At 39.2% G+C, this 18,733-nt stretch carries 15 protein-coding genes and 1 pseudogene; 2 read left to right on the top strand and 14 right to left on the bottom strand.

What is annotated here, in order from left to right; genetic code table 11:
- Positions 1 to 97 (top strand): annotated as a pseudogene (locus tag P8O16_RS17420) (IS1595 family transposase); the annotation flags it as partial.
- Positions 98 to 99: 2 nt separating this feature from the next.
- Here the strand turns inward: P8O16_RS17420 and P8O16_RS17415 are convergent.
- The 8 genes from P8O16_RS17415 to P8O16_RS17380 all read right to left on the bottom strand — a co-directional run bounded on the left by P8O16_RS17415 (position 100) and on the right by P8O16_RS17380 (position 9,414).
- On the bottom strand, positions 100 to 651 hold the full coding sequence (locus P8O16_RS17415; protein WP_300316750.1) for a glycosyltransferase family 2 protein: 552 nt from the start codon (positions 649 to 651) through the stop codon (positions 100 to 102).
- Positions 652 to 1,108: 457 nt separating this feature from the next.
- Positions 1,109 to 1,615, bottom strand: a complete 507-nt coding sequence (locus P8O16_RS17410; protein ID WP_300316748.1) for an ArsR family transcriptional regulator — start codon at positions 1,613 to 1,615, stop codon at positions 1,109 to 1,111.
- A gap of 71 nt (positions 1,616 to 1,686) precedes the next feature.
- On the bottom strand, positions 1,687 to 2,049 hold the full coding sequence (locus P8O16_RS17405; protein WP_300316746.1) for a four helix bundle protein: 363 nt from the start codon (positions 2,047 to 2,049) through the stop codon (positions 1,687 to 1,689).
- Positions 2,050 to 2,302: 253 nt separating this feature from the next.
- Positions 2,303 to 2,833, bottom strand: coding sequence for a hypothetical protein (locus tag P8O16_RS17400; protein WP_300316744.1), 531 nt, complete (start codon positions 2,831 to 2,833; stop codon positions 2,303 to 2,305).
- Positions 2,834 to 2,855: 22 nt separating this feature from the next.
- Complete coding sequence (locus tag P8O16_RS17395; RefSeq protein ID WP_300316742.1) at positions 2,856 to 3,719, bottom strand: zinc ribbon domain-containing protein; 864 nt, start codon at positions 3,717 to 3,719, stop codon at positions 2,856 to 2,858.
- A gap of 1 nt (position 3,720) precedes the next feature.
- On the bottom strand, positions 3,721 to 4,305 hold the full coding sequence (locus P8O16_RS17390) for a zinc ribbon domain-containing protein (protein ID WP_300316740.1): 585 nt from the start codon (positions 4,303 to 4,305) through the stop codon (positions 3,721 to 3,723).
- 12 nt (positions 4,306 to 4,317) lie between these two features.
- Complete coding sequence (locus P8O16_RS17385; protein WP_300316739.1) at positions 4,318 to 5,370, bottom strand: zinc ribbon domain-containing protein; 1,053 nt, start codon at positions 5,368 to 5,370, stop codon at positions 4,318 to 4,320.
- A gap of 9 nt (positions 5,371 to 5,379) precedes the next feature.
- Positions 5,380 to 9,414 (bottom strand): hypothetical protein, encoded by a 4,035-nt coding sequence (locus P8O16_RS17380; RefSeq protein WP_300316738.1) that lies wholly within the window; start codon positions 9,412 to 9,414, stop codon positions 5,380 to 5,382.
- 142 nt (positions 9,415 to 9,556) lie between these two features.
- On the opposite strand from P8O16_RS17380, the gene P8O16_RS17375 reads away from it, so the two are divergent.
- Complete coding sequence (locus P8O16_RS17375) at positions 9,557 to 9,967, top strand: hypothetical protein (protein ID WP_300316737.1); 411 nt, start codon at positions 9,557 to 9,559, stop codon at positions 9,965 to 9,967.
- A 341-nt stretch (positions 9,968 to 10,308) separates the two neighbouring features.
- On the opposite strand, the gene P8O16_RS17370 is transcribed toward P8O16_RS17375, so the two are convergent.
- The 6 genes from P8O16_RS17370 to P8O16_RS17345 all read right to left on the bottom strand — a co-directional run bounded on the left by P8O16_RS17370 (position 10,309) and on the right by P8O16_RS17345 (position 18,203).
- Positions 10,309 to 11,868: a hypothetical protein gene (locus P8O16_RS17370; protein WP_300316735.1), complete on the bottom strand. Its 1,560-nt coding sequence runs from the start codon at positions 11,866 to 11,868 to the stop codon at positions 10,309 to 10,311.
- Complete coding sequence (locus P8O16_RS17365; RefSeq protein ID WP_300316733.1) at positions 11,856 to 13,382, bottom strand: hypothetical protein; 1,527 nt, start codon at positions 13,380 to 13,382, stop codon at positions 11,856 to 11,858. The genes P8O16_RS17370 and P8O16_RS17365 overlap by 13 nt, the downstream gene beginning before the upstream one ends.
- Positions 13,383 to 13,852: 470 nt before the next feature.
- Positions 13,853 to 16,303: a leucine-rich repeat domain-containing protein gene (locus P8O16_RS17360; RefSeq protein WP_300316731.1), complete on the bottom strand. Its 2,451-nt coding sequence runs from the start codon at positions 16,301 to 16,303 to the stop codon at positions 13,853 to 13,855.
- Positions 16,290 to 17,129 (bottom strand): hypothetical protein, encoded by an 840-nt coding sequence (locus P8O16_RS17355; protein ID WP_300316729.1) that lies wholly within the window; start codon positions 17,127 to 17,129, stop codon positions 16,290 to 16,292. The genes P8O16_RS17360 and P8O16_RS17355 overlap by 14 nt, the downstream gene beginning before the upstream one ends.
- Positions 17,126 to 17,704, bottom strand: coding sequence for a hypothetical protein (locus P8O16_RS17350; protein WP_300316727.1), 579 nt, complete (start codon positions 17,702 to 17,704; stop codon positions 17,126 to 17,128). Before P8O16_RS17350 ends, P8O16_RS17355 begins: the two co-directional genes overlap by 4 nt.
- 28 nt (positions 17,705 to 17,732) lie before the next feature.
- On the bottom strand, positions 17,733 to 18,203 hold the full coding sequence (locus tag P8O16_RS17345; RefSeq protein WP_300316725.1) for a nucleoid-structuring protein H-NS: 471 nt from the start codon (positions 18,201 to 18,203) through the stop codon (positions 17,733 to 17,735).
- Positions 18,204 to 18,733: the final 530 nt, after the last annotated feature.

Raw genomic sequence — 18,733 nt, 5'->3', positions numbered from 1 at the left:
CCGAATTAATCGCTCCCAGAACAAAGACACCATCTTCAATAATCTAATCATCAGAATGGTAAAAGCAGATAAAATGTATATCTCAAATATGATATGATGTTAAGCGGACACCTCTATCTCGTTAAATAGGCCCACTTCTTCAAAAACATGCTTTCTAAAAAGGGGGGCTCCGGTAAAGAACAAAATTCTAAATCGAAGGTAATCCGAAATCAGATTTTGGGATGTGAGTGTTTGGGTAAACTTGCGGTTTCCATTAAACTCTTCCTCAAATTTCAAATCGGCTTTTGTCACTACAAAGGGAAGCTCCAGGTTGCTTTCAAGTGCCTCGACTTTCATTTTGATAAACCAAGGATACATGATGTCATCACTGTCAAACCACTGAATGTAATCTCCTGAGGCGAGGCTATATGCAAAATTTCTACAAAAATTCGAGCCCTTTGGAATATGTTTCGGCCGATCAAAGACTTTAAATCTAGGATCTCTTTTTTGGAAGTCATGAAGAATTTTTCTGGAAGAATCCGTACTCCCATAATCCACGATGATGCATTCCCAATTTTCGTATTCCTGTTCAAGTATGGATGAAAGAGTGTTTTCTAAATACCTATCCTTATCGAAATTGGCTACTAAGATTGATACAAGTCCCTTTTGCATAATTGAAACAATCACATGAGGTTAGTGGGCATAGAAATTTCGATATTCGAAAATAGTTAAAATCTTATAGGATTAAACCCTACATGGCAAGTAGTGCTGAAAAAAGAATCTGATTATCCGCAATGATGCCAGAGTCCTCTTTTTCTTTGCTTATCAGGCTGGATGACCGAAGTACCAGTAATGCTAGTATTTACCATAAATTAAGTCGCTTTTTACCTTTTACTGGTGCAATTGCGGATATACATAAAAAAGAATTTGAAAAGTTGAAGATAGTACACCGACCAAGGTCGACAGACGACTGCTAGCAGTTAGGAACTTCTATCCTTATTCTATTCTGATAGGTCCAAGATTGTATCTAGTCCTCAAGTCTTATCTGATTAAACTTTTGGATTGCAGGAATCTACTTTCTTATCATTTCCAGATAACTGATTCAGGCTTAAGTTCAGGCTCATTGTAATTATTTTCCGAAAACCAGAATTCCCGAAATATCTCCTGGATCCTCTTCCAGAATTTCCACTTTCACTTTTCGTTTAACTTTCTCATAGGTTTTTTCCAAAATAAAATTCAGATAGTCTTGGTCGAGATTCTTCCCAATCAGGATCATATCAACGGTCCCTGAATCTATTCCTTTGGCGTAATCACCTATAATATAAGCACGCTCTACTGCTCCCATCCGTAAAACTATTTTCTCAACCAGTTCGTCCAGTCCCAGGAATTTGGAAACCATAGCCTGAATTTCGGTGAAAAAGGGATGGCGTTCATTTGCTCTATAGACCTTGGTTTTACCTTCATCTACTGACAAAAGCAATCCTGCCTCCGTAAGTCGATTGAGTTCGACACGTACAGAATTGGTAGATTCATCAAAGTCCTTGGCGAGTGAACGCAGGTATCCCGAATTGGCATGTGAAAAGAACTTCAGAAGAAGTTTGATTCGGGTTTTGGAAGTAACTAAGGAGTCGAGCAATTTTTGAATTTAAAATTGAAAAGTTTAAAGTTTTGAGTTTAAAATGGAAAGTTTAAAGTTGACTAGGAGTATTATTTAGTGTTTTTAAGATTTTCTCTTGATTTTTTAATAATGGAATTCAGAATTAAGACGATTTCACCGATCTCTTTTTTGAGAAATTCTAGCCCTTCAAAATCTGCTAACAATTCTTTTCTATCCATCAAGTTTAGCCAGTATTGAGCTTCTCGTGCTTCTTTATTCGCAATAGTTAATTTACTAATGAAATCTAGCTTGGAATGAGCTGCTTGTGCCTCTGCAACATTTGCTCCAATCGAAGTACCTGCTCCTACAAGTTGATCTGCCAATCTTAAATGACCTTTTTCTCGAAGAATTAAATAAGCTGAAATTATCTTCTCAGCAAATTGGTAAGTTCTATTTTGAATAGGGTTTTCCATACAAGTTAATATATTGGCTTTCTTGATTTTAACTATGAACTTTAAACTATTAACTTTAAACTATTAACTCTAAACTTTAAACTCACCAAAGCTTCGCCCGGTCAGTCCCTTATCAGAACTTAGCGGATGAGTAAAAAAATTACTCGGTGAAATTAAAATCTTTTTGGCTTTCCTGCAAACAAGGTGGAATTATGGATTAAGGTAGATTTCAGGCTGAATCAAATCCTTGGAAAAATACTGAAAGCTGATTTTGTTACTTCAGGAGGGGACAACCACAATTGCGGCAGGTTTCTTCGGAGATTTCATGGAGAAAACTACAGGCGTTGCAAAAAATAATATCATCATTTGACTTATCAAATTTCTCGAAGGTTTTCAGTTTTCCGTGGTAACGGACTTTTTCACCCAGTTTGTAGTATTCATAGACAGTTGGGTCGTTTTCGGCCCTGAGTTCATGCCTCATCCCTCGACTGTCTTCGATGTAGACAAGAAAAATGGATTTGCCATCCTTCTCGAGGATTTCCTTTTCGGCCACTTCTCCATCCCAATCGAGCTTGGGCCGAAGGGAGAACACCGAATACAGCCCAATCAGCAAAAACATTCCTCCTATCACCAAGCCAATGTAGAGTGCTTCGGGATTGTCCATTTCATCACTGAACTCACCATAAAGAAAAAAACCAATCACAGCGATCACTCCCAAGCCAAAAGCAAATTGATAGCGATAGTTCCTGGTATTTTTCAGGTATTGGTCAAATTTAGGATCTTTGATTTTAGAAGAGTAAGCCATACCGAAAGCCGAAGAATGATTTCTATTTTTTCAATTTTTTGACCAAAAAACTCAAATCCATTTCTCTTGGAGCGGGTATATGAAGTTCCTCGGTATTGGTCAAGGTCCGGTCAGTATAGAAATATTGGATAAACAAGCCATAGAAGGGTTCCTGTATCACCTTAGACTTTTTGATACCAGAGAGCACAAAATCCCAGTTGTGGAAAAAGCCATTGATGTAGGCAAACTTTTCTCCAATGAGTACAAGGCCATCCCCCTGTAGGTTTTTGGACCGGTAAAACCGCGGCATTAAAAATGCAAAAATGCCAATAAGTGCAATCAGGGCCATACCTACGAGTAACATCACTCCTTTTCCTTCCTCCACAAATACAACAAAAAGACCAAAAACGATTGCTATCAAAATCGCTGTAATGGAAAATGTCATTTTGTTTTTGGATTGCTCATGGGAAAACAGATAATCAACATAGGCAGATTTCAAGTCCTGATCTAATTGCCAGGAAGCGAGTACCTGCTCACCAGAAATCAAGCTTTGCATTTTTTTGGCTCGGCTTCGAAAAATGAAAAAAACTATCAGAGAAGCAAGGGCTCCAAAAGCTCCAATCAAGGTGAAAGCCCACATGCCGGATAGTCCTGTATCTTCTACAAAAGGTAAATAAGCTGCTACTGCAAAAACTACGAAAAGGATCAAGGCTCGATTGGAAACTATTTTCTCCTTGTTTTTGACTGCAAAGGGAAAGGTCAGTTCTGTTTCTGAGAAACCTGCTTGAGACGAACCTTTAGTTTCTTCCGGGAAAAGCTTTACATCAGGTATTTGGTTTCCACAGCTTGGGCAGAACTTCGCCTCTGGCAGGAGTGCGAAACCACAATTTGGACAAAATTTCGGCATGTTAGTTTGAACGGTTTCCTTTGAAAATCAATTTTAAATCTATCCCCAAGAGTAAAATCATCAATCCTGAAATCAGCCCAAGGTATTCGATGCTATCCACGACTACAGCAAGTAGTCCAATTACTTGGAGAATCAAAATGATTTTGATCAGCCAATTGATGGGTTTGGGCTTTTTCCTCCTCCAAATCATAAAAACCCCGGCCACGAAACTCAAAAACAATATTCCCAGCACCGTGTCACTTTGATAGCCCATTACCAACAAAAGTAAGTTGAGAATCAAAAAACCCATTGACCCGAACTTGTCAAATCCTGCAGCAGCCGATGCTGAAAGTGCCTCCCTGAGAGGCTGGGGACTGGGTTTGTGTGCAGATTGAATTTGCTGCTTATCCGGATCGGCAATCTTTTCCCAAACCTGCGGCTTTGCTATAGACTTAACGGACTCTTTCAAGGATTTACTTTCCCCTTTGTCTAGTTTGGGTTTTTCCTGAACAGCCTGAGGCAAATGAACAGGATTGCCACAGAAGGGGCAAAACTTTGCACCTGCCTTTAACTCAGCACCGCAGTTGGAACAATTGTTTGCACTCATCTCGCTTTGGGTTTAGTGAACTTTAGCACCGCAGTTCATACAGAATTTGGCATTAGGGATCAATTTTGCACCGCAGTTCTGACAGAAATTTGGGGGTTCCTTAGTGCTTTCGGACTTAGGGGATGGAATACCCTTTTTAGTCTCAAGGGAAAGCTCCAGGTATTTTCGCAACAGATCCGGAATGTCATTTCCACTAGCATTGGCAATCCCGAAATATATGCCCTTTTCGATCGTGATGACAAAGAGCGCTGTAGCCTGTAGCATAATAAACTGAGTTCCATTGGTGGCATGGACCACAGAAAACCCACGGTCCCACCAAGCCAGGGAACGGATAAACCAAGTCAGGTTTTCCCCCAGAAAATAGCGGTCCAAATTTACTACATCATCCGAAACCCCAATCAATTCCTTGGTAGCAAGAATGGCAATACCCGTTTGAATATCTGCTAAGGAAACAGGGTCAAGCTTTTCCAATCGGTTGAAATGAAGCCACCAAGTAGAATCATCATCCTGCTCCTCCGCAGTGCGGGCCAAGTCAAGCAAATCCTCCGTCTCAAAGGTAAGAGCTTCCTCAGGCTCCCAATTGATATCCGGATCCGGATAGTGCCTTATAAACAGTTCTACCAACAGTGCGAATACGGTGAATTCTGCTCGAGTCATATGACGGAGTGCAGGAATATCCGAGGGAAGAGCTGGGAAATCCAGGAAAGTCCCCGCCGCAAATTTCCCGAAGAAATCAAAATTTGAAAAGGCCTCGAAGCGGAGCGTATGATTGGGAGTGTTGCCAAGAAGGGAAATACTCCTAAGCGATGGAGATGCAAAGAACCGATAGCTCTGTATCACTTCCCTGCGGGCAATCTTTTGGAAAAGCAGGGAAGTATCTCCCTGTTGTAATAGCTTCAGATTCTCAGCCCATTCAGAATATTCCGGAAGCTCTCTCCAGGATAAATCCTCCCCCTCAGCAGCTTGCAGTCCGGCAAGTTCCTTCCCCATCAATTCCTGAATTTCCTCTTTGGACAAACCTGCCTGATTGGCAACATGTACAAATTCAAAAGGTAGTAGTTCCATAGTCAGCTGTTAATTCCAAAATGAAGAGAAGAATCCTTTCTTTTTGGGTAGGTCATTCAAGTCTTTGAATTGATTGGTAATGTCTTTGACTGCATCGTCGAATCCATTTGGATACCCCAAATCTTTTAGTTTTTGATTGACCTTAACCATCCGATCCGGAGTCATATCCAAGTCTGTAGGCTGATTGGCGATGATGTGCTTGGCCTGTTCTAATTTCGGATCGACATCCTTCAGTTTATAGCCTTGCTGCTGATAGCCTGCCTCTACCTCTTCCAGGGTATTAATCGCCTTTTGGGCTTGGGCATATTTTTCGGGCTGATCTCCAGCATTTTTAATCTTATTCTGATACATTTTCGAGATAGAATCCGGGTTTTTCAAGATGCTTTTTCCCTTTTTCACTTTCTTGATATTGGATTCGACCACGGTGCGTTCCCCTGTTTCTGGGTCAAGCCCCTGATCAGAATAATCAATACAGGCCTCTTCTGTGGTAAAGTCTCCAACCATTTGTTGTTTTCGTTGAGCCCATTCGCTGTCAGAAACATGGGGCGGCTTGTCTGTCAATTCTCCGAAAATTCGTTCCGACTTCGCTTTATACACTTTGTGCGAAACTTCTACCCAGGCTTCCTTGCCATTTTTCAACTTGACTTTTCGCAGTACCCTGTAATCCCTGTCTGTATTCAGGTCATTCCCCTTACTGCCCGGTGTGCGGAAGTCATCCACCTTCAAATCATTTGGATCCATCCGGAGCTCCCTAGCCAGATCTTCCCTAAGGGCACGGTCGTGCTGGTCGTATATTTTTTTACGAGGACCATCGAAAGCCTTTTTTAATTTATCACTTCCATGTTTCTTGATAGTTCTGACCATAGCTGGGTTTTCCATTATCTCTAGTACTCGTCGTTTATCTAGAAATTTACCCCCTATCCTATTTGTCAGAATTTCACTTTCCAATTGATCTAGAGCATCTTGTACCCGCTTGGATTTGGGTGGGAGCTTCTTGGGTTTAGCTTGAGTATCATCCGCCTCATCTTCTTCTTCACCTTTCTTTTTCTTCTCATCCTCATCGGGAGCATCCTCCTGTTCAACTTTGGGTTGTCTTTTGCGAAGCTCCTTGCTAAGAAACTGTACCAGTAACTCATCCCGAATTTCCCTACCGGTATTTTTGGCCGCCTCGATCATGGACTTGGTTTGATAAAGCTGTGCCAAAAACTGACAGGTAATATAAACTGTCCAGCAGATTGCCTGATTCTTCCCGACTACCTTTTCGATATTGTCTATACTCAGCAAGCGCCCCTTTAAAGTAGAAGTGAAAAAAGGAACAATTTTATCGATTTGCCGGTCTACATAGACTTGCAAACCCTTTTCCCGCTCATAGATAAAGAAATTAATCGCATCGATGATTTCCGGTTTGAGCATACCCGCTGCTACTGCCGCCGGCCCTTTGAGGTAATAGCCTACCAAAACGGTATAGCAGATATCCCCGGCCCATTGGGCCCACTCCAAAGTAGTCTCTATTCTAGTGGCCCATTTGTCCACATCCTTGTATCCTTCAGCACCATCGGCTAGGATAAGCTTTGCTCCTATAGCACCAATTTGATTTCGAAACTCCACCAAACCCTCTGTATCCAGAAATTGCTTTCTGGTTTCCAATAAATTGGTCAATTTCTCCTGAGCATTGCTATGAGGCACATAATTCTTGATCATGTATTGGCACTCCGCATAGGCCTCATCCCAGGTTTTGAGCTTTTTGCCTACATTATTGGTCTTTACCTTCAGGGTTACTTCCTGCACAAACAACTCGGGATCTTCTTCCTCCCCTGACGGTACCGAAAACCGATATTTGATATCGTAGGTCTCTCCGTAGCCAGGGATTTCCTCGGCAGTAGTCAAAAAATAGCAGGCATAGGGAGAGACATGGATATCTGGATCCCGGGCAAACTCCGGCTGCAAGACAGTGATTAGATTTTTGATCTCCCGTTCTTCGCTCAGCAACTCAATCTGTAAATTGGAAAGCCCCGCTTCATCCGCTATGATTTCTTTTGTTTGCGGATTGTAGCGGAACAGACCGATTTCCATACGCTCTTTTCGGGGCTTATCAGCGGTCAACATCATTTCATTCTGAGAATTGACTCCTCTATGAATGTAAAGACCCACCTGAGAGGCAGTTACCGTGATATGACTTTCGATGGGTTTTTCTTCCCCCTGTACTGCACTGATCACCAAATTTTTGGAAAGCTGTCGCTGCCCTTCCTTCAGTTGCAAAATGGGTCCTCGAATAGTAACCAAAGCTTCCGTTTCAGTTTCCTGCTCTATGAAAACTTCGGATAGGGGTTCATCTTCTATATCGACACCGATTCTATAGATCCCATTGAATTTCCAATCCTTTTCTTCCCCGGCATTTTCGATCCAAACTTTGAATTTCACCTCCACGGGTTCTTGTCGTATAGGCAAAGAGCAATGATGGGTCTCTGACTCTAGGTAGCAGTCGAGCAATTGCAGGATAAAACTTTCCTCCAAACGTTCATTGACATTCTCTTCCTCCTCTACCAACATTTCCACTTCTACCTGGGCTGGAGGATGAGAAGAGGCTGAAATCGGGTTGGGATTTGCAGCACCAATATTGATTCCTGCCCAGCCATCATCCGACCAGATTTTTTCAGAAATTTCTACCCAGTCTCCGAAAGGGGTAAACAAGATTTTTTTGGATAGGTCATCCCAGGGCTGATCATTTTCATCCAGGACTTGAGCATAAAGCGCTACCAATCTATTGATATCCGGCCTTAGACTTCTGACTTTTGCAGGCTCAGTTCTATAGACAATTCTCACCTCTCCACCGGCCTTGATCTTTACTTCCTCACTATAGGCTTTCCCGTCTGCAGATGCCTGGACTGTGAAAGAAAAAATGCTTTTTTTGGGCCTTCCCTCCAGAATCAATTGACAGCGAAGTGGAGTTGAACCGGATATCGGGGTAATTTTTAAGGCCTTCTCTGGGCTTTTAACCTGAATATCGGCAGGATATTTCTTTTGGCTTTTGGGGGTTATTTTATAGACATTGATATCCAGAGACTGGGGTTCATTCAGTTTTAACTCAAATTCTCCACTGGAAAGCTGAAGCAGGTAATGGGCTTCTTCCTCATCCTCTTCCTTCTGTTTTTCCTTTTTGGAGGATTTGTTTGGTTTGGAAGAATCCTGCTGTTTCGTCTTCTTTTTTAGGGCTTTTCTGAGAGCCAAAGCAACTGCAGCGGCAGTTAAGACACCGATAATGGTGGTCCAAGGGAGGTCTTCTTCAGAGTCAGAAGCAGAAATGTCGGAAGATCCCGAACTCGAAGTAGGAGATGTAGAAGGTGTCAAATCGAAGGTAAAATTTTGAATTAACTGAAGAGCTTGATCTCTCATTTGACTTAGCATTTCAGAAACCTCACCCGAAGAATCTCCTTCAAGCGAATAACTCCCTTCCACTCTTACTTTTACGATATTCGGGTAACCCTGAACCCTGATAAAAAAATTTTCTCTATATACTCCATTCGTTTGCCCTACAGCAGGGTTTTCAGGCCTTTGTCCAGGCATGGAAATCTCCTCTACTTTTTCTAAACCTAAAAAAAGTCGATGATCAGCCTCATACCCATTTATTTTAACCCCATCATCAGAATCATTTATTACTTTATTAAAAGTATCTTTAATCCATTGTGGAATTGAAATATCTTCTGATTGATCACCAAAAGAAAAAACATCAACGGTAAGCCCCCCTCCTCCTACCTGAATTTCCTGATTCCAACTAGGATCAAACCTGGTCTTTTTATAATTCATTTTGGACGTGAACAAATAACCCACTCCCATTGATCTGAAATCATCCTCCCAATCGGTCTCAGAAACTTTTACTTGAAGATGCATTATCTCATCGCTGTCTCCGGGGAAAGGGATTTCGTAAACCTTATTAGTTTGTCCAAATCCTATTGAAGAGTAGCAAGCAATGGCCACAAAAAACAAGACTTTCCTCCATTTCAAAATGGACTCAGTTAATCCAGGAATTTTAGATTTCGTTTCCAAAGTCACCAAATTTTATTTTGACAATTTTTTAGGTATTTCGACACTTTTCTTATCCCCTCATCTGCAAAATATTTCATTTAAGAGTGATAAAACCTGACAAAAATCATAGTCTCACATGTTATTAGTTTGATATCTTACTTTTATGAAAATCAATTGGGGTAAATTAATTCTGGGAGCTATTGGGACGCTTTTTACCCTCTATTCGCTGCTGATTTTTTCCTTGGATTTGGTGGGAGTTTCTACAGATGCAAGGCTGACTTCCTACAGACAGGAATATGGAGAGCGAAACGAAACCATCCCAAACCAATACACCTATCTATTCGGGTATGAGTTTGAAATAGATGGAAAGAACTATTCCGGAAACGGTCAGCGGGTTGCCGGTCCAGTGCACCTGAAACTTTCAGGAAATGAAACGATTCGGATTAAATACCTGCCTTGCTGTCCATTTCTCAATCAAGCAGTAGAAAATGAGGGCTTTGATTGGGCAGCGGTGATATTTTTGGTCTTTGGGCTGGGGTTTCTGACTTTGGCTTTCAAGAAAAGTAAGATTTAATTTATTTCTCCCAAGGAGTGTAAGGACTAAAAGGAGCTTGTAATTCTGAGAAGTCGTCAAATATGATCTTTAGCGTCAGTTGATAAGAATAATCTAATAGTCCGAAATTATACAATTAGGGAAATTTCAATTGTTTTTTGGGCTGGAAGACGGATAACAGAAGTCCGAATTTTGCCAAAAGCTGGAATTCAATCGGGATTTAGGCCGTTAAATCAAGCTAATTTTAAAAAAACGGATATACATAAAGAATCATAAGAAAAATCGGCTCCAACCATTAAAAGTTTGCATGATGATAGTCTGAACCATTTTACGCGAACGGAAAAATAACAGATAGTAGAAAATTAAAATCTCTCTTTTCGAAAGTCAAATAAGATAAAATTTGGGTATTCTGTTTTTTCATCGAGAGTAAATTCTCCAAAATAATAATTCATATACATGGGAAAAAAGTACTCTTCATGAACATCCACTCCAATTAAATAATATCTTTTTGCAGCTTGAATACTTTCTAATTCAAATTTTTTAAGAGCTTTCTTTTGAAATGGACTTTTTGAAATCCAACCATAACTCAAGAAAGGAACAGGTCTCGACTGATCAAAGGGAATTCCAAGAAAGTTCTCTTTGTATCCTTCCAGAACGACAAGTGTTTTTGGGTGAATTTCGTCCAAAATTGAAAGGAATTCTAATTGCATTATTTTTCGACCTTTCGCATCTTTCAAAAAATTCCTGACATGAAGACCTAATAAAAGTCCTAAAATGGCGAAAGAAAAGACAAAGAATGCTTTTTTCAAATCGATAGCAGCATCAAAGATTGGAAAAGCAAATGGCAATACGAATAGAATAATCACCCTACCATTCAATATGAAAAAATGATTGAAAACTAGAAAGAAAGCTGTCCAAATGAAGAAAAAGGTCAGTTTCTTTTTCAACTGAATAGAACTAAGAAAAAAGCCAAGCAGAAGTAAGAACGAGAAAATAGATTTAAAAACTTCAGATTTTAGAACTTCTAATAGTCGTGAAAATGAACTTTGAATCTGGTCGACGGAAATGAACTCTGCATCCAGTTCGTTTTTTCTTTCCTTCAATTGCTCAACACTAATATCATCATCATCCATCATCCATTGCGAAAAATAAAACCAGTTATTGGTCTTTTCTATTCTTCCCTCTTTAAAAAACCTATACATGACCGGATGATCAGAGACAGAGGCACGAGCCCTGTTGTACTCTAAATATTCCGAATAGGGAGAATTATTTTCCCAAAAAAATTTCCCTGAAAGTAAAATGAAAAACAAAATCAAAAGAGAAAAAAGGGGAATGAGATAATGTTTAAAGAAATCAAGTTTGAAAATGAATAGGTACAAACCAAACCCTAAACTGATTAAAACAAAAGATTCCCATCTCACTAAAATAGAAAACACAAAGAGAGCCCATGACAATACTTCTGTCTTGCCAATTTTAGTGTTTTTTGAAAAAAGTAGTGAACAATATCCTGCAAAAACCGCAAATCCAGCAACAATGGTGAATTGTAAAAACAACAGGAAATGAACCAACAAACAAAAAATAAAAAGGCTTGATAGATTTTTAAAATACTGCCCATTAGATTTCCCCCAAATAACTTTTAGAATTAAGAGATAACTCAAAAACATCCCCAAGAACCAGGTCAGCGGATACCAGGGAATTGCAGGGAAAAAAGTATAAAGCTTAGAAAAACTCCAGCTTAAAATTGGGTGAATAAAAACAGCAAAGGATTCCGGCTCGCCTGTGTAGGCTCCAGAAACCAGCCACATCATCAGCTCATCGTCATTGGTTTGAAATCGCCAAGGCAAAAACCAGATTAGAACCACCGAAGCTAAACCCAGCAAAGCCCAAAACCAGAAAAAGGACTTTGTGCTTACTTTTTCCATAGTATCTGTAAGTTTTCACCATTGGGCTGAATCAATTCCTTTTTCAAAACCCAAATTGATCGGTCAAAAGGAAATGGTTCTAACTCATTAAAAAGTATAAAGTCTAAGGAATCTCCATTTTGCAAAAAGAGACTGGCTTGGGAGCTTTTCCAATAAGCTGGGGAAAAGGGCAAATTCATGTCCAAAAGGTAAAGAATCCCCGGGTTACTAAATAGGGAAACAATTTCGGTGTCTTCTGTATTTCCGATTTCAGCATTTATTGCATTCAAGAACTCCACTTGCTTCTCCGAGAGCAGGATTTTCTTTCCGGTTTTGTATTCCCAAGCTCTTGTAGCATTCCATAGATATTCACCTTCAAAAGGCGTAAACCAAAGCCCAAAAAGTACTAGAATCATGGAAAAGAAAGAGGCGAATGAATTGAATCGCATTTTGAATTGGGCAGATGTACCTTTCAACAGGATCATAAGCGCAAAAAGCCAAAAAACCCAATAGTGAATCCCAAGTCGCAGCCAATACACATTACTACCAAAATGAAGAAAGAAAGGGAGTAAAACCAGAATCAGAAAAAAAAAGGTTTCTCTTTTACTGAATTCATTCTTCGAAATATTTCCCATCTGCCAACTGATCGCTGAGAATGTGGCTAAAAGAATCAAATGACTCCATTCTGAAGTAATGAAAGTAAGGTAAAAGACCAGAAAAAGCCCAAAGATGGCAACAACCAAAAGCATTGGATACAACTTGAAATTCGCCCGCTTTAATCTTGCTGCAATAAAGAAAAGGAGTCCAGCCAAAAAACACCAAAACCCTCCTACCGTAGTGTATTTGATTAATTTAAAAACACTATAATCCTCTCGTTGAAAGAGAAATCCATATTCACCAGTCAATCGGCTTAGACCATTTTCTCCAAAAGAGAAAAAAAATAATCCTTCAAAAAAAATCAGTGGAAGGCAAAGAAGTAGCAATCCGGAAAAGCTCAACTCTTTCTTCCAAAGGAAATAAATAAGGGTAAAAAGCCCAAGAAATAGACCGACGCTGATTTTTGCGTAGAAGAGAATCAAGAAAACCAGTCCAAGAAAAAGCCAATCAATTGAGTTCAGTTCCCGCTTAGAAATAATCCCCAACCAGAGACAAGCAGCAACTACCGAAATGGAATTATAAGATAAAGTAGGCGGCAAAAACCCATAGCCAGAAAACAATCCGATCAATGCCATCAAAAAGATGATTAGGGATATTTTTTCAGTATCAAAAAGGTGTTTCCAAAAAACAGCCAAACCAAATGCTCCGGCGATGTAAGTCAGCAATCGAAGAATCCTCAATTCTACTATACCGAATTCTAGACCGGAAATTCTATAGAGGAGTTTGAAAAAAAGATCATAATTAAATACTCCACCTATATTTTGCTGATTGGGGTCAGCGAGTAAAACATAGAGTCCTTCATCGGAAAAATCAAAGCCTCGAGGAATTCCAAAAACTATAGCGATAAATGATAGGAATAGAAATACCCGAAACATCATGAAAAGTAGCCAATTTTAGCCTTTTACTCAAAAAAAGCCTTTTTAGAAAGGTGAATTTTAATCCAATATTTATATCTCAAGATGAAAATGTGGAAAAGTAATGCAATCAATCAAAATATATACCCTGTATAGGGTATTTTTTAAAGTAAATGTGTGAATACCTTTATATCAGGGTGATTAAGCAACTTTTCTACCGATTTTTAAAAATCATAAGGCCAATTTTCCATACTTTTTGACATTTCATTTTTTGAAAAAATCCCGGAAACGGGATTTTTTCTTTGCCTATTTGTAAATGAGATTTATCATTATCCGCATTCTTACCAGTAGCTTGATTTAACGGCCTAAATTCGGATTGATTCCAGTTTTGGCAAACTTCGTTCTTCGGTCATCCGTCTTCCAGCCCAAAAAACAAATGAAACTCCCCTATTGGTATAATTGCTGATATACCTAATGAAATTCCAGCATTTTGATCAATAGAATCTAACCTCACAGTTTGGATTTACTTTTTTGAAGGTATCTACCGATCGAGTTGTAAGACGAGTATTGAAACAGGATAATTTTTTAAGATTGATTAGTCCTTCAATTTGCTTCAACGATCTCAGGTTTGTGCTTGCCACATCAAGTTCCTCCAAATTGATCAAGGGTTCCAGACCTTTGAGGGTTTTTAGATTTGTTCCTGAGATATTCAGATAAGTTAGATTGAACAATGCAGATAGCGCAGTTAAATCCTCAATGCCGGTATTACTGATATTCAATTTGGTGAGTTTCGGCAGTTGGCTTACACTGGAGAAGTCTACCACCGGAACCTGTGAGATGGTCAATGTTTCCAATAATTTCAATTCAGCAATCGGGGAAATATCTCCGATTGGAGCATCAAAAACCGTAAAAGCTCTTAGATTGATAAATGCAGTGACCGGGGAAATATCTCCTATGGATAGACTTTCGAATGACAAACTTGGTACTGAAGTCATGCGGTGTAGCTCGTCCGTAGAAGGATCTTCAGGTAGTGAATTCTGTCTTCTAAAGATCCCTTTCCAGGAAGGATCCAGGGCTTCCCACCAATTCTGAAGCTCAGCTGTTCTGTAGACTATCGTCAAAGCTGGTTTTTTCAATAGAATCTCGGGAACTTCTTCAGGGAAAATAGCTCCTTCGTTTACATTGATGTATTCCAAATTAGGAAGAGAAGTCACATCCAAAATACTGGCAATAGGACTAGCTTCCAAATCTATTCGGACCAGATTTTCATTTTGGTTAATTGGAGAAATATCCTGTACCTGAGTATTTTTACCTATGATTTCAATAAGTGTTTTGACTTCGCTCAGTGAAATGAGATCCTGAATAAGATTGCCTGAGAAGTCCAGTTTCTCCAGCTTGACAAATCTGGTTATTGGATTGAGTGACTCTATTCCTGAATTACTTAAGTCAAGGGTTGTCAATCCAATTGTTTCGGTCAATACTTCTACAGTCGGATTAGATCCTACCAGATTCGGATTTGCTTTTTTCAGCACTTCCATCCAGTTTGGCGACAAATTATTCCACCAGGAAGTCAGATCCTTTACATGGTGGATAAGCAGTACTGTAGGATTATTTCTGGTAAAGTTATTTGCAGCCAATACGGATAATTCAGTCTCATCCACCAACACCTTCTTCAAATTCTCCTTCTTATTTAGAGCAGAAATATCTGAAATAGGGGTTTTGGTAAGATCTATGATTTCCAATTGATTCAAACCTATCAGTGGTGACAGATCCTGAATATTGGTATTCGAAAGATTCAAATATACCAGTGAATTAAGATTCTTAAACAAGTCCCAATTGATGATGTAATTATTGCTTAGATCCAGCTCTTTAAGATTTTTCAACTGAGAAATATTCTCTGCATTGTTGAATCCACTTTGTGGTAAAATCAATCTTTCCAAACTGTCAAATTGATTCAAAACTGCGAAACTCATAATCGGAGTCTTTTCAGCTTCGAGTGATTTCAAAGACTTTAAATTTGGCAATAAGCTTATGTCAGTGATCTGTGTATTGGAAATATTAAGTCGCTTTAATTTGTCAGAATACTTAATGAATTGGATGTCTGAAGTGGGAGTATTTGAAACGTCCAAATCCTCCAAGAAAGTCACATTTGAAATAGGTCCAAGCTCTGTAATAAGCGTATTGCTCAGGTTGACAAATCTCAATTGTCTCAAAGCTTCCATAGGACTGAGATCCAAAAGAGAATCGGTGCCTGAAATATCCAGTGAATCCACACTGACAAAGCGATACAGTTGGTCCAGGTTTACAGAGTCATATTCTGCAAGTCCAAATCTGTCTTTGAAATATGCTTTCCAGTTGGGATTGATACTACCCCACCACTCTATCAGCTCCTCATCCCTGCTAACCTTTGTTGTATAGATACTTACAATTTTTAATTCGCCTGATTTATCCTGAAGATTGACTTCTACAAATCTCGGCTTGGTATTGGAAACTTTTTCACCCTGAGTTCCCACAGCTGTGATGGTCCGGTCCAGTGAGACCACAAAATACACTTGGCCATCTTCTTTCTGATGTGGCTTGACATCTCTGATTTTGAATTTAAAATTGATGTTTTTATAGAAAAACTCAATATCCTTCAAATAGGAAGTGACGTCTTTATTGGTTACTACTTTACGATCCAGCAAAAGATCATCTTCTACCTGGACCAATCCATCTCTAAAAATTTTCAAATAGCTTTCACGGATCACTACATCCTTGTCTCTAGCTGGAGTTTCCTGTGAACCTATTGTGTTCAATAAATATTCTAAAAATCGGACTTGGTCCTCCACTTTAGTGGAATACTCATCGATTTCATCCTTTGTATAGCCTTTGATAGTCTGGGAAAACCCAATACTGCAAAGCAAAAGCAAGGCGAAACTAAGAAACGTCCTTTTAATTCTGATCATAAATGTATTTCTGTATGGTCTCTTTATCCCCTGGTTTTAATTTGACCAAATTTGAAATTAGCCATCCGGTATTGAAACCCGGTCGGTTGAACTGACTTACCTCAAAATACCAGCCTTCAATTTGAAAGAAATGAAAACGAACCCCATTGACGTTATCAAAACGTAAGTTTCCCAATTTCATTTCATATAGGAATAAGGTTAGGTAATCCGGAGTAAAACTTGTCTCAGTATAAGCTTCCGGGGATTTAGAATCCTGAAAAGCCCTTCTAAGATTCATGAATCCTAGCTCATGACTAAGTGGATGAAGAAAATCTTTTTCATCGCCCACAGGTTTATTAAATAGGTTCTTGAATGGGTCAAAAGAAACTGCATCAAATATCCATTCATAGCCTAAGCCTTCAGGCTGAAGCTTTAAGATTATGGTGACTTTTTCTCTTTTTCCTTTATAAATGAAATCAGTCTGAACCTCAGAGAACCATCCTTCCCTGTGAAAATTAATGTATTGAGGATAGGTGGAGCTCAATACAGTATTGATAAATTCTGTCTTTAGGTCTTTGGAGATCGAGGAAGTCTGATTATCAAAAAGGACTTGAATAAATCCCTGTCTAAGCGGGACATTGTGGTAAAGGGAATCGCCTGGATAGTAGCGAATCTCTCCTGAAGGGGATTCTTCGGCGTTGAACCTTCTGAAGAATTGGTTTAGTTGTTTTGTGGATGCGGCGAGTCTGCCGTCATCCTTGATAGTTCCGGGGCTGCCTATGCCCTGCCCCGGAACTAAAGAGATGCTTGCGAAACTAATCGCAAGAATTAAAAGAATTATTCTCATACTGAGGTTTCTGTCACTCTCACATCGCCGAGCATGACATCCCAAAATTCAATGGTTCTACCTGCAATTTGGGTTTGCTTTTTCTCAACGTAGATGGTAATGTCCTTCTTAGTAGTATCCTTGTAGTTCATCCCTGTTTCAATAGATGTACCTTCAAAACGCTGATAGATTGTGATTACTCCCACATATCTGCCATCAGGCTGTCGCTCAAGATCAGAGATATATTGAATATCGTACCAGGTGATATTCACTCGGTCATAGTTCAAAGCCATCAATCGCTCAAAGTATCTTCTTACTTTATAGTAAGCGATATCGTTTGAATTGATACTTGACACGCCCATTTCAGCTCCTGGAGCGAAAAGCTCTTCAGCTCTATCCATGACACGGTTAGCTTCGGAGAACTGAGTCTCTTTGCTACCAATGATGCTGATATATTTTGAAAGATCCTTTACTTTTTCAAGTGCAAGAGAGTCAATTGCCTGCTTACGAGCTGGGCTGATATTGTCTGACTGAGCAAATACTCCAATTGAAGTAGCAAGGAATAGGCCCAGGAATAGAATAAGTTTATTTTTCATTTTTTTTTAAATTTTAACTAGTGGGCTATTATTTTCTTCTCAACTCAAGTTCAGACACCTTACCATTGGCATCTAGTCTGATGTCGCTGATATAGTTTAGATTTTTCTTAGTGTCTTTCAGGTAATCCAAGTATTTCTTGATTGTAGTTGGCTCATCATAATCTTTGATGCCATTCTCTTCATGGATTACGATCAAAACAGGAGTTTCCTGATTAGAAAACATTCCCAAAGCCTGCTGAATTGACTGGTTAGCTACAGTCACATTGCTTGCATTGGCTACACTGTTGAATGCATTTTCAAGATTTTCTGCTGCAATCTCTTCAGCTGACCTTGTAGGTGGTGCTGGAGGAGGTGTTGGTGCCACTTGCTCGACTTTAGCCGGAACAGGCGTTGGTTCCACTACCTTCTTTTTACTTTTACAAGCGCCCATTGCAAGCATTGCAACCATAGCAATCAATAGGGAGCGATTTACCGAGAAGGAAATAAGTTTTTGCTTCATTTTAGGGTTTTAATTGTGATTTAGGAAAAGGTTTTGTTTGATTTTTTAATTTTTGCTCGAAACTTGACTCAAAAGTAATAAAAATCATATCTATAAGAGCAAATCCAATTCCAATTCCAAGAAGCTTTTTGTTAATAAAAATTAATATGGTTTAAACGGTAAACCTCATTGTAAAATTTAAATATTTAGTAGAATTATTCCGGATTTCAAGACTTATAGGAAACCTAATTTTTTAAAAGCAAAAAGAGCTGAAAAACCGCTCTTAAAACTTTAAAACATTCAAAAAATACCCACTTATGGGTATTTTTTTAACCGAAATTTGGGTTGAACTTTGTCACAGTGTTAAGTTTTATATCAGGCATAAGCCGAAACATAAAAGACCTTGGGGATCCCAAGGTCTTTTTATTTATATTTTTGGTTCTACCACGAATTTAATGGAATAGTTATCTTTAAGCAAAAAGATGTTTACGGAGAATTTTTTCACAACCCTGCTCAATTTAGAGGATGGATGGGAAGTCCAATCTATCCAA

The sequence above is a fragment of the Algoriphagus sp. genome, from assembly GCF_029254265.1.
In the GTDB taxonomy this organism is placed as follows: domain Bacteria; phylum Bacteroidota; class Bacteroidia; order Cytophagales; family Cyclobacteriaceae; genus Algoriphagus.
Note: the sequence above shows the minus strand (reverse complement) of the source record. Positions and strands in the feature narration are given on the sequence as shown.

Bases quoted from the DNA above. Each gene is read 5' to 3' on its own strand.
- P8O16_RS17405 (WP_300316746.1), bottom strand. From the start codon at position 2,049: ATGGAAAACCCTATTCAAAATAGAACTTACCAATTTGCTGAGAAGATA.
- P8O16_RS17390 (WP_300316740.1), bottom strand. From the start codon at position 4,305: ATGAGTGCAAACAATTGTTCCAACTGCGGTGCTGAGTTAAAGGCAGGT.
- P8O16_RS17415 (WP_300316750.1), bottom strand. From the start codon at position 651: ATGCAAAAGGGACTTGTATCAATCTTAGTAGCCAATTTCGATAAGGAT.
- P8O16_RS17370 (WP_300316735.1), bottom strand. From the start codon at position 11,868: ATGGAAAAAGTAAGCACAAAGTCCTTTTTCTGGTTTTGGGCTTTGCTG.
- P8O16_RS17350 (WP_300316727.1), bottom strand. From the start codon at position 17,704: ATGAAAAATAAACTTATTCTATTCCTGGGCCTATTCCTTGCTACTTCA.
- P8O16_RS17400 (WP_300316744.1), bottom strand. From the start codon at position 2,833: ATGGCTTACTCTTCTAAAATCAAAGATCCTAAATTTGACCAATACCTG.
- P8O16_RS17385 (WP_300316739.1), bottom strand. From the start codon at position 5,370: ATGGAACTACTACCTTTTGAATTTGTACATGTTGCCAATCAGGCAGGT.
- P8O16_RS17345 (WP_300316725.1), bottom strand. From the start codon at position 18,203: ATGAAGCAAAAACTTATTTCCTTCTCGGTAAATCGCTCCCTATTGATT.
- P8O16_RS17375 (WP_300316737.1), top strand. From the start codon at position 9,557: ATGAAAATCAATTGGGGTAAATTAATTCTGGGAGCTATTGGGACGCTT.
- P8O16_RS17360 (WP_300316731.1), bottom strand. From the start codon at position 16,303: ATGATCAGAATTAAAAGGACGTTTCTTAGTTTCGCCTTGCTTTTGCTT.
- P8O16_RS17395 (WP_300316742.1), bottom strand. From the start codon at position 3,719: ATGCCGAAATTTTGTCCAAATTGTGGTTTCGCACTCCTGCCAGAGGCG.
- P8O16_RS17355 (WP_300316729.1), bottom strand. From the start codon at position 17,129: ATGAGAATAATTCTTTTAATTCTTGCGATTAGTTTCGCAAGCATCTCT.
- P8O16_RS17365 (WP_300316733.1), bottom strand. From the start codon at position 13,382: ATGATGTTTCGGGTATTTCTATTCCTATCATTTATCGCTATAGTTTTT.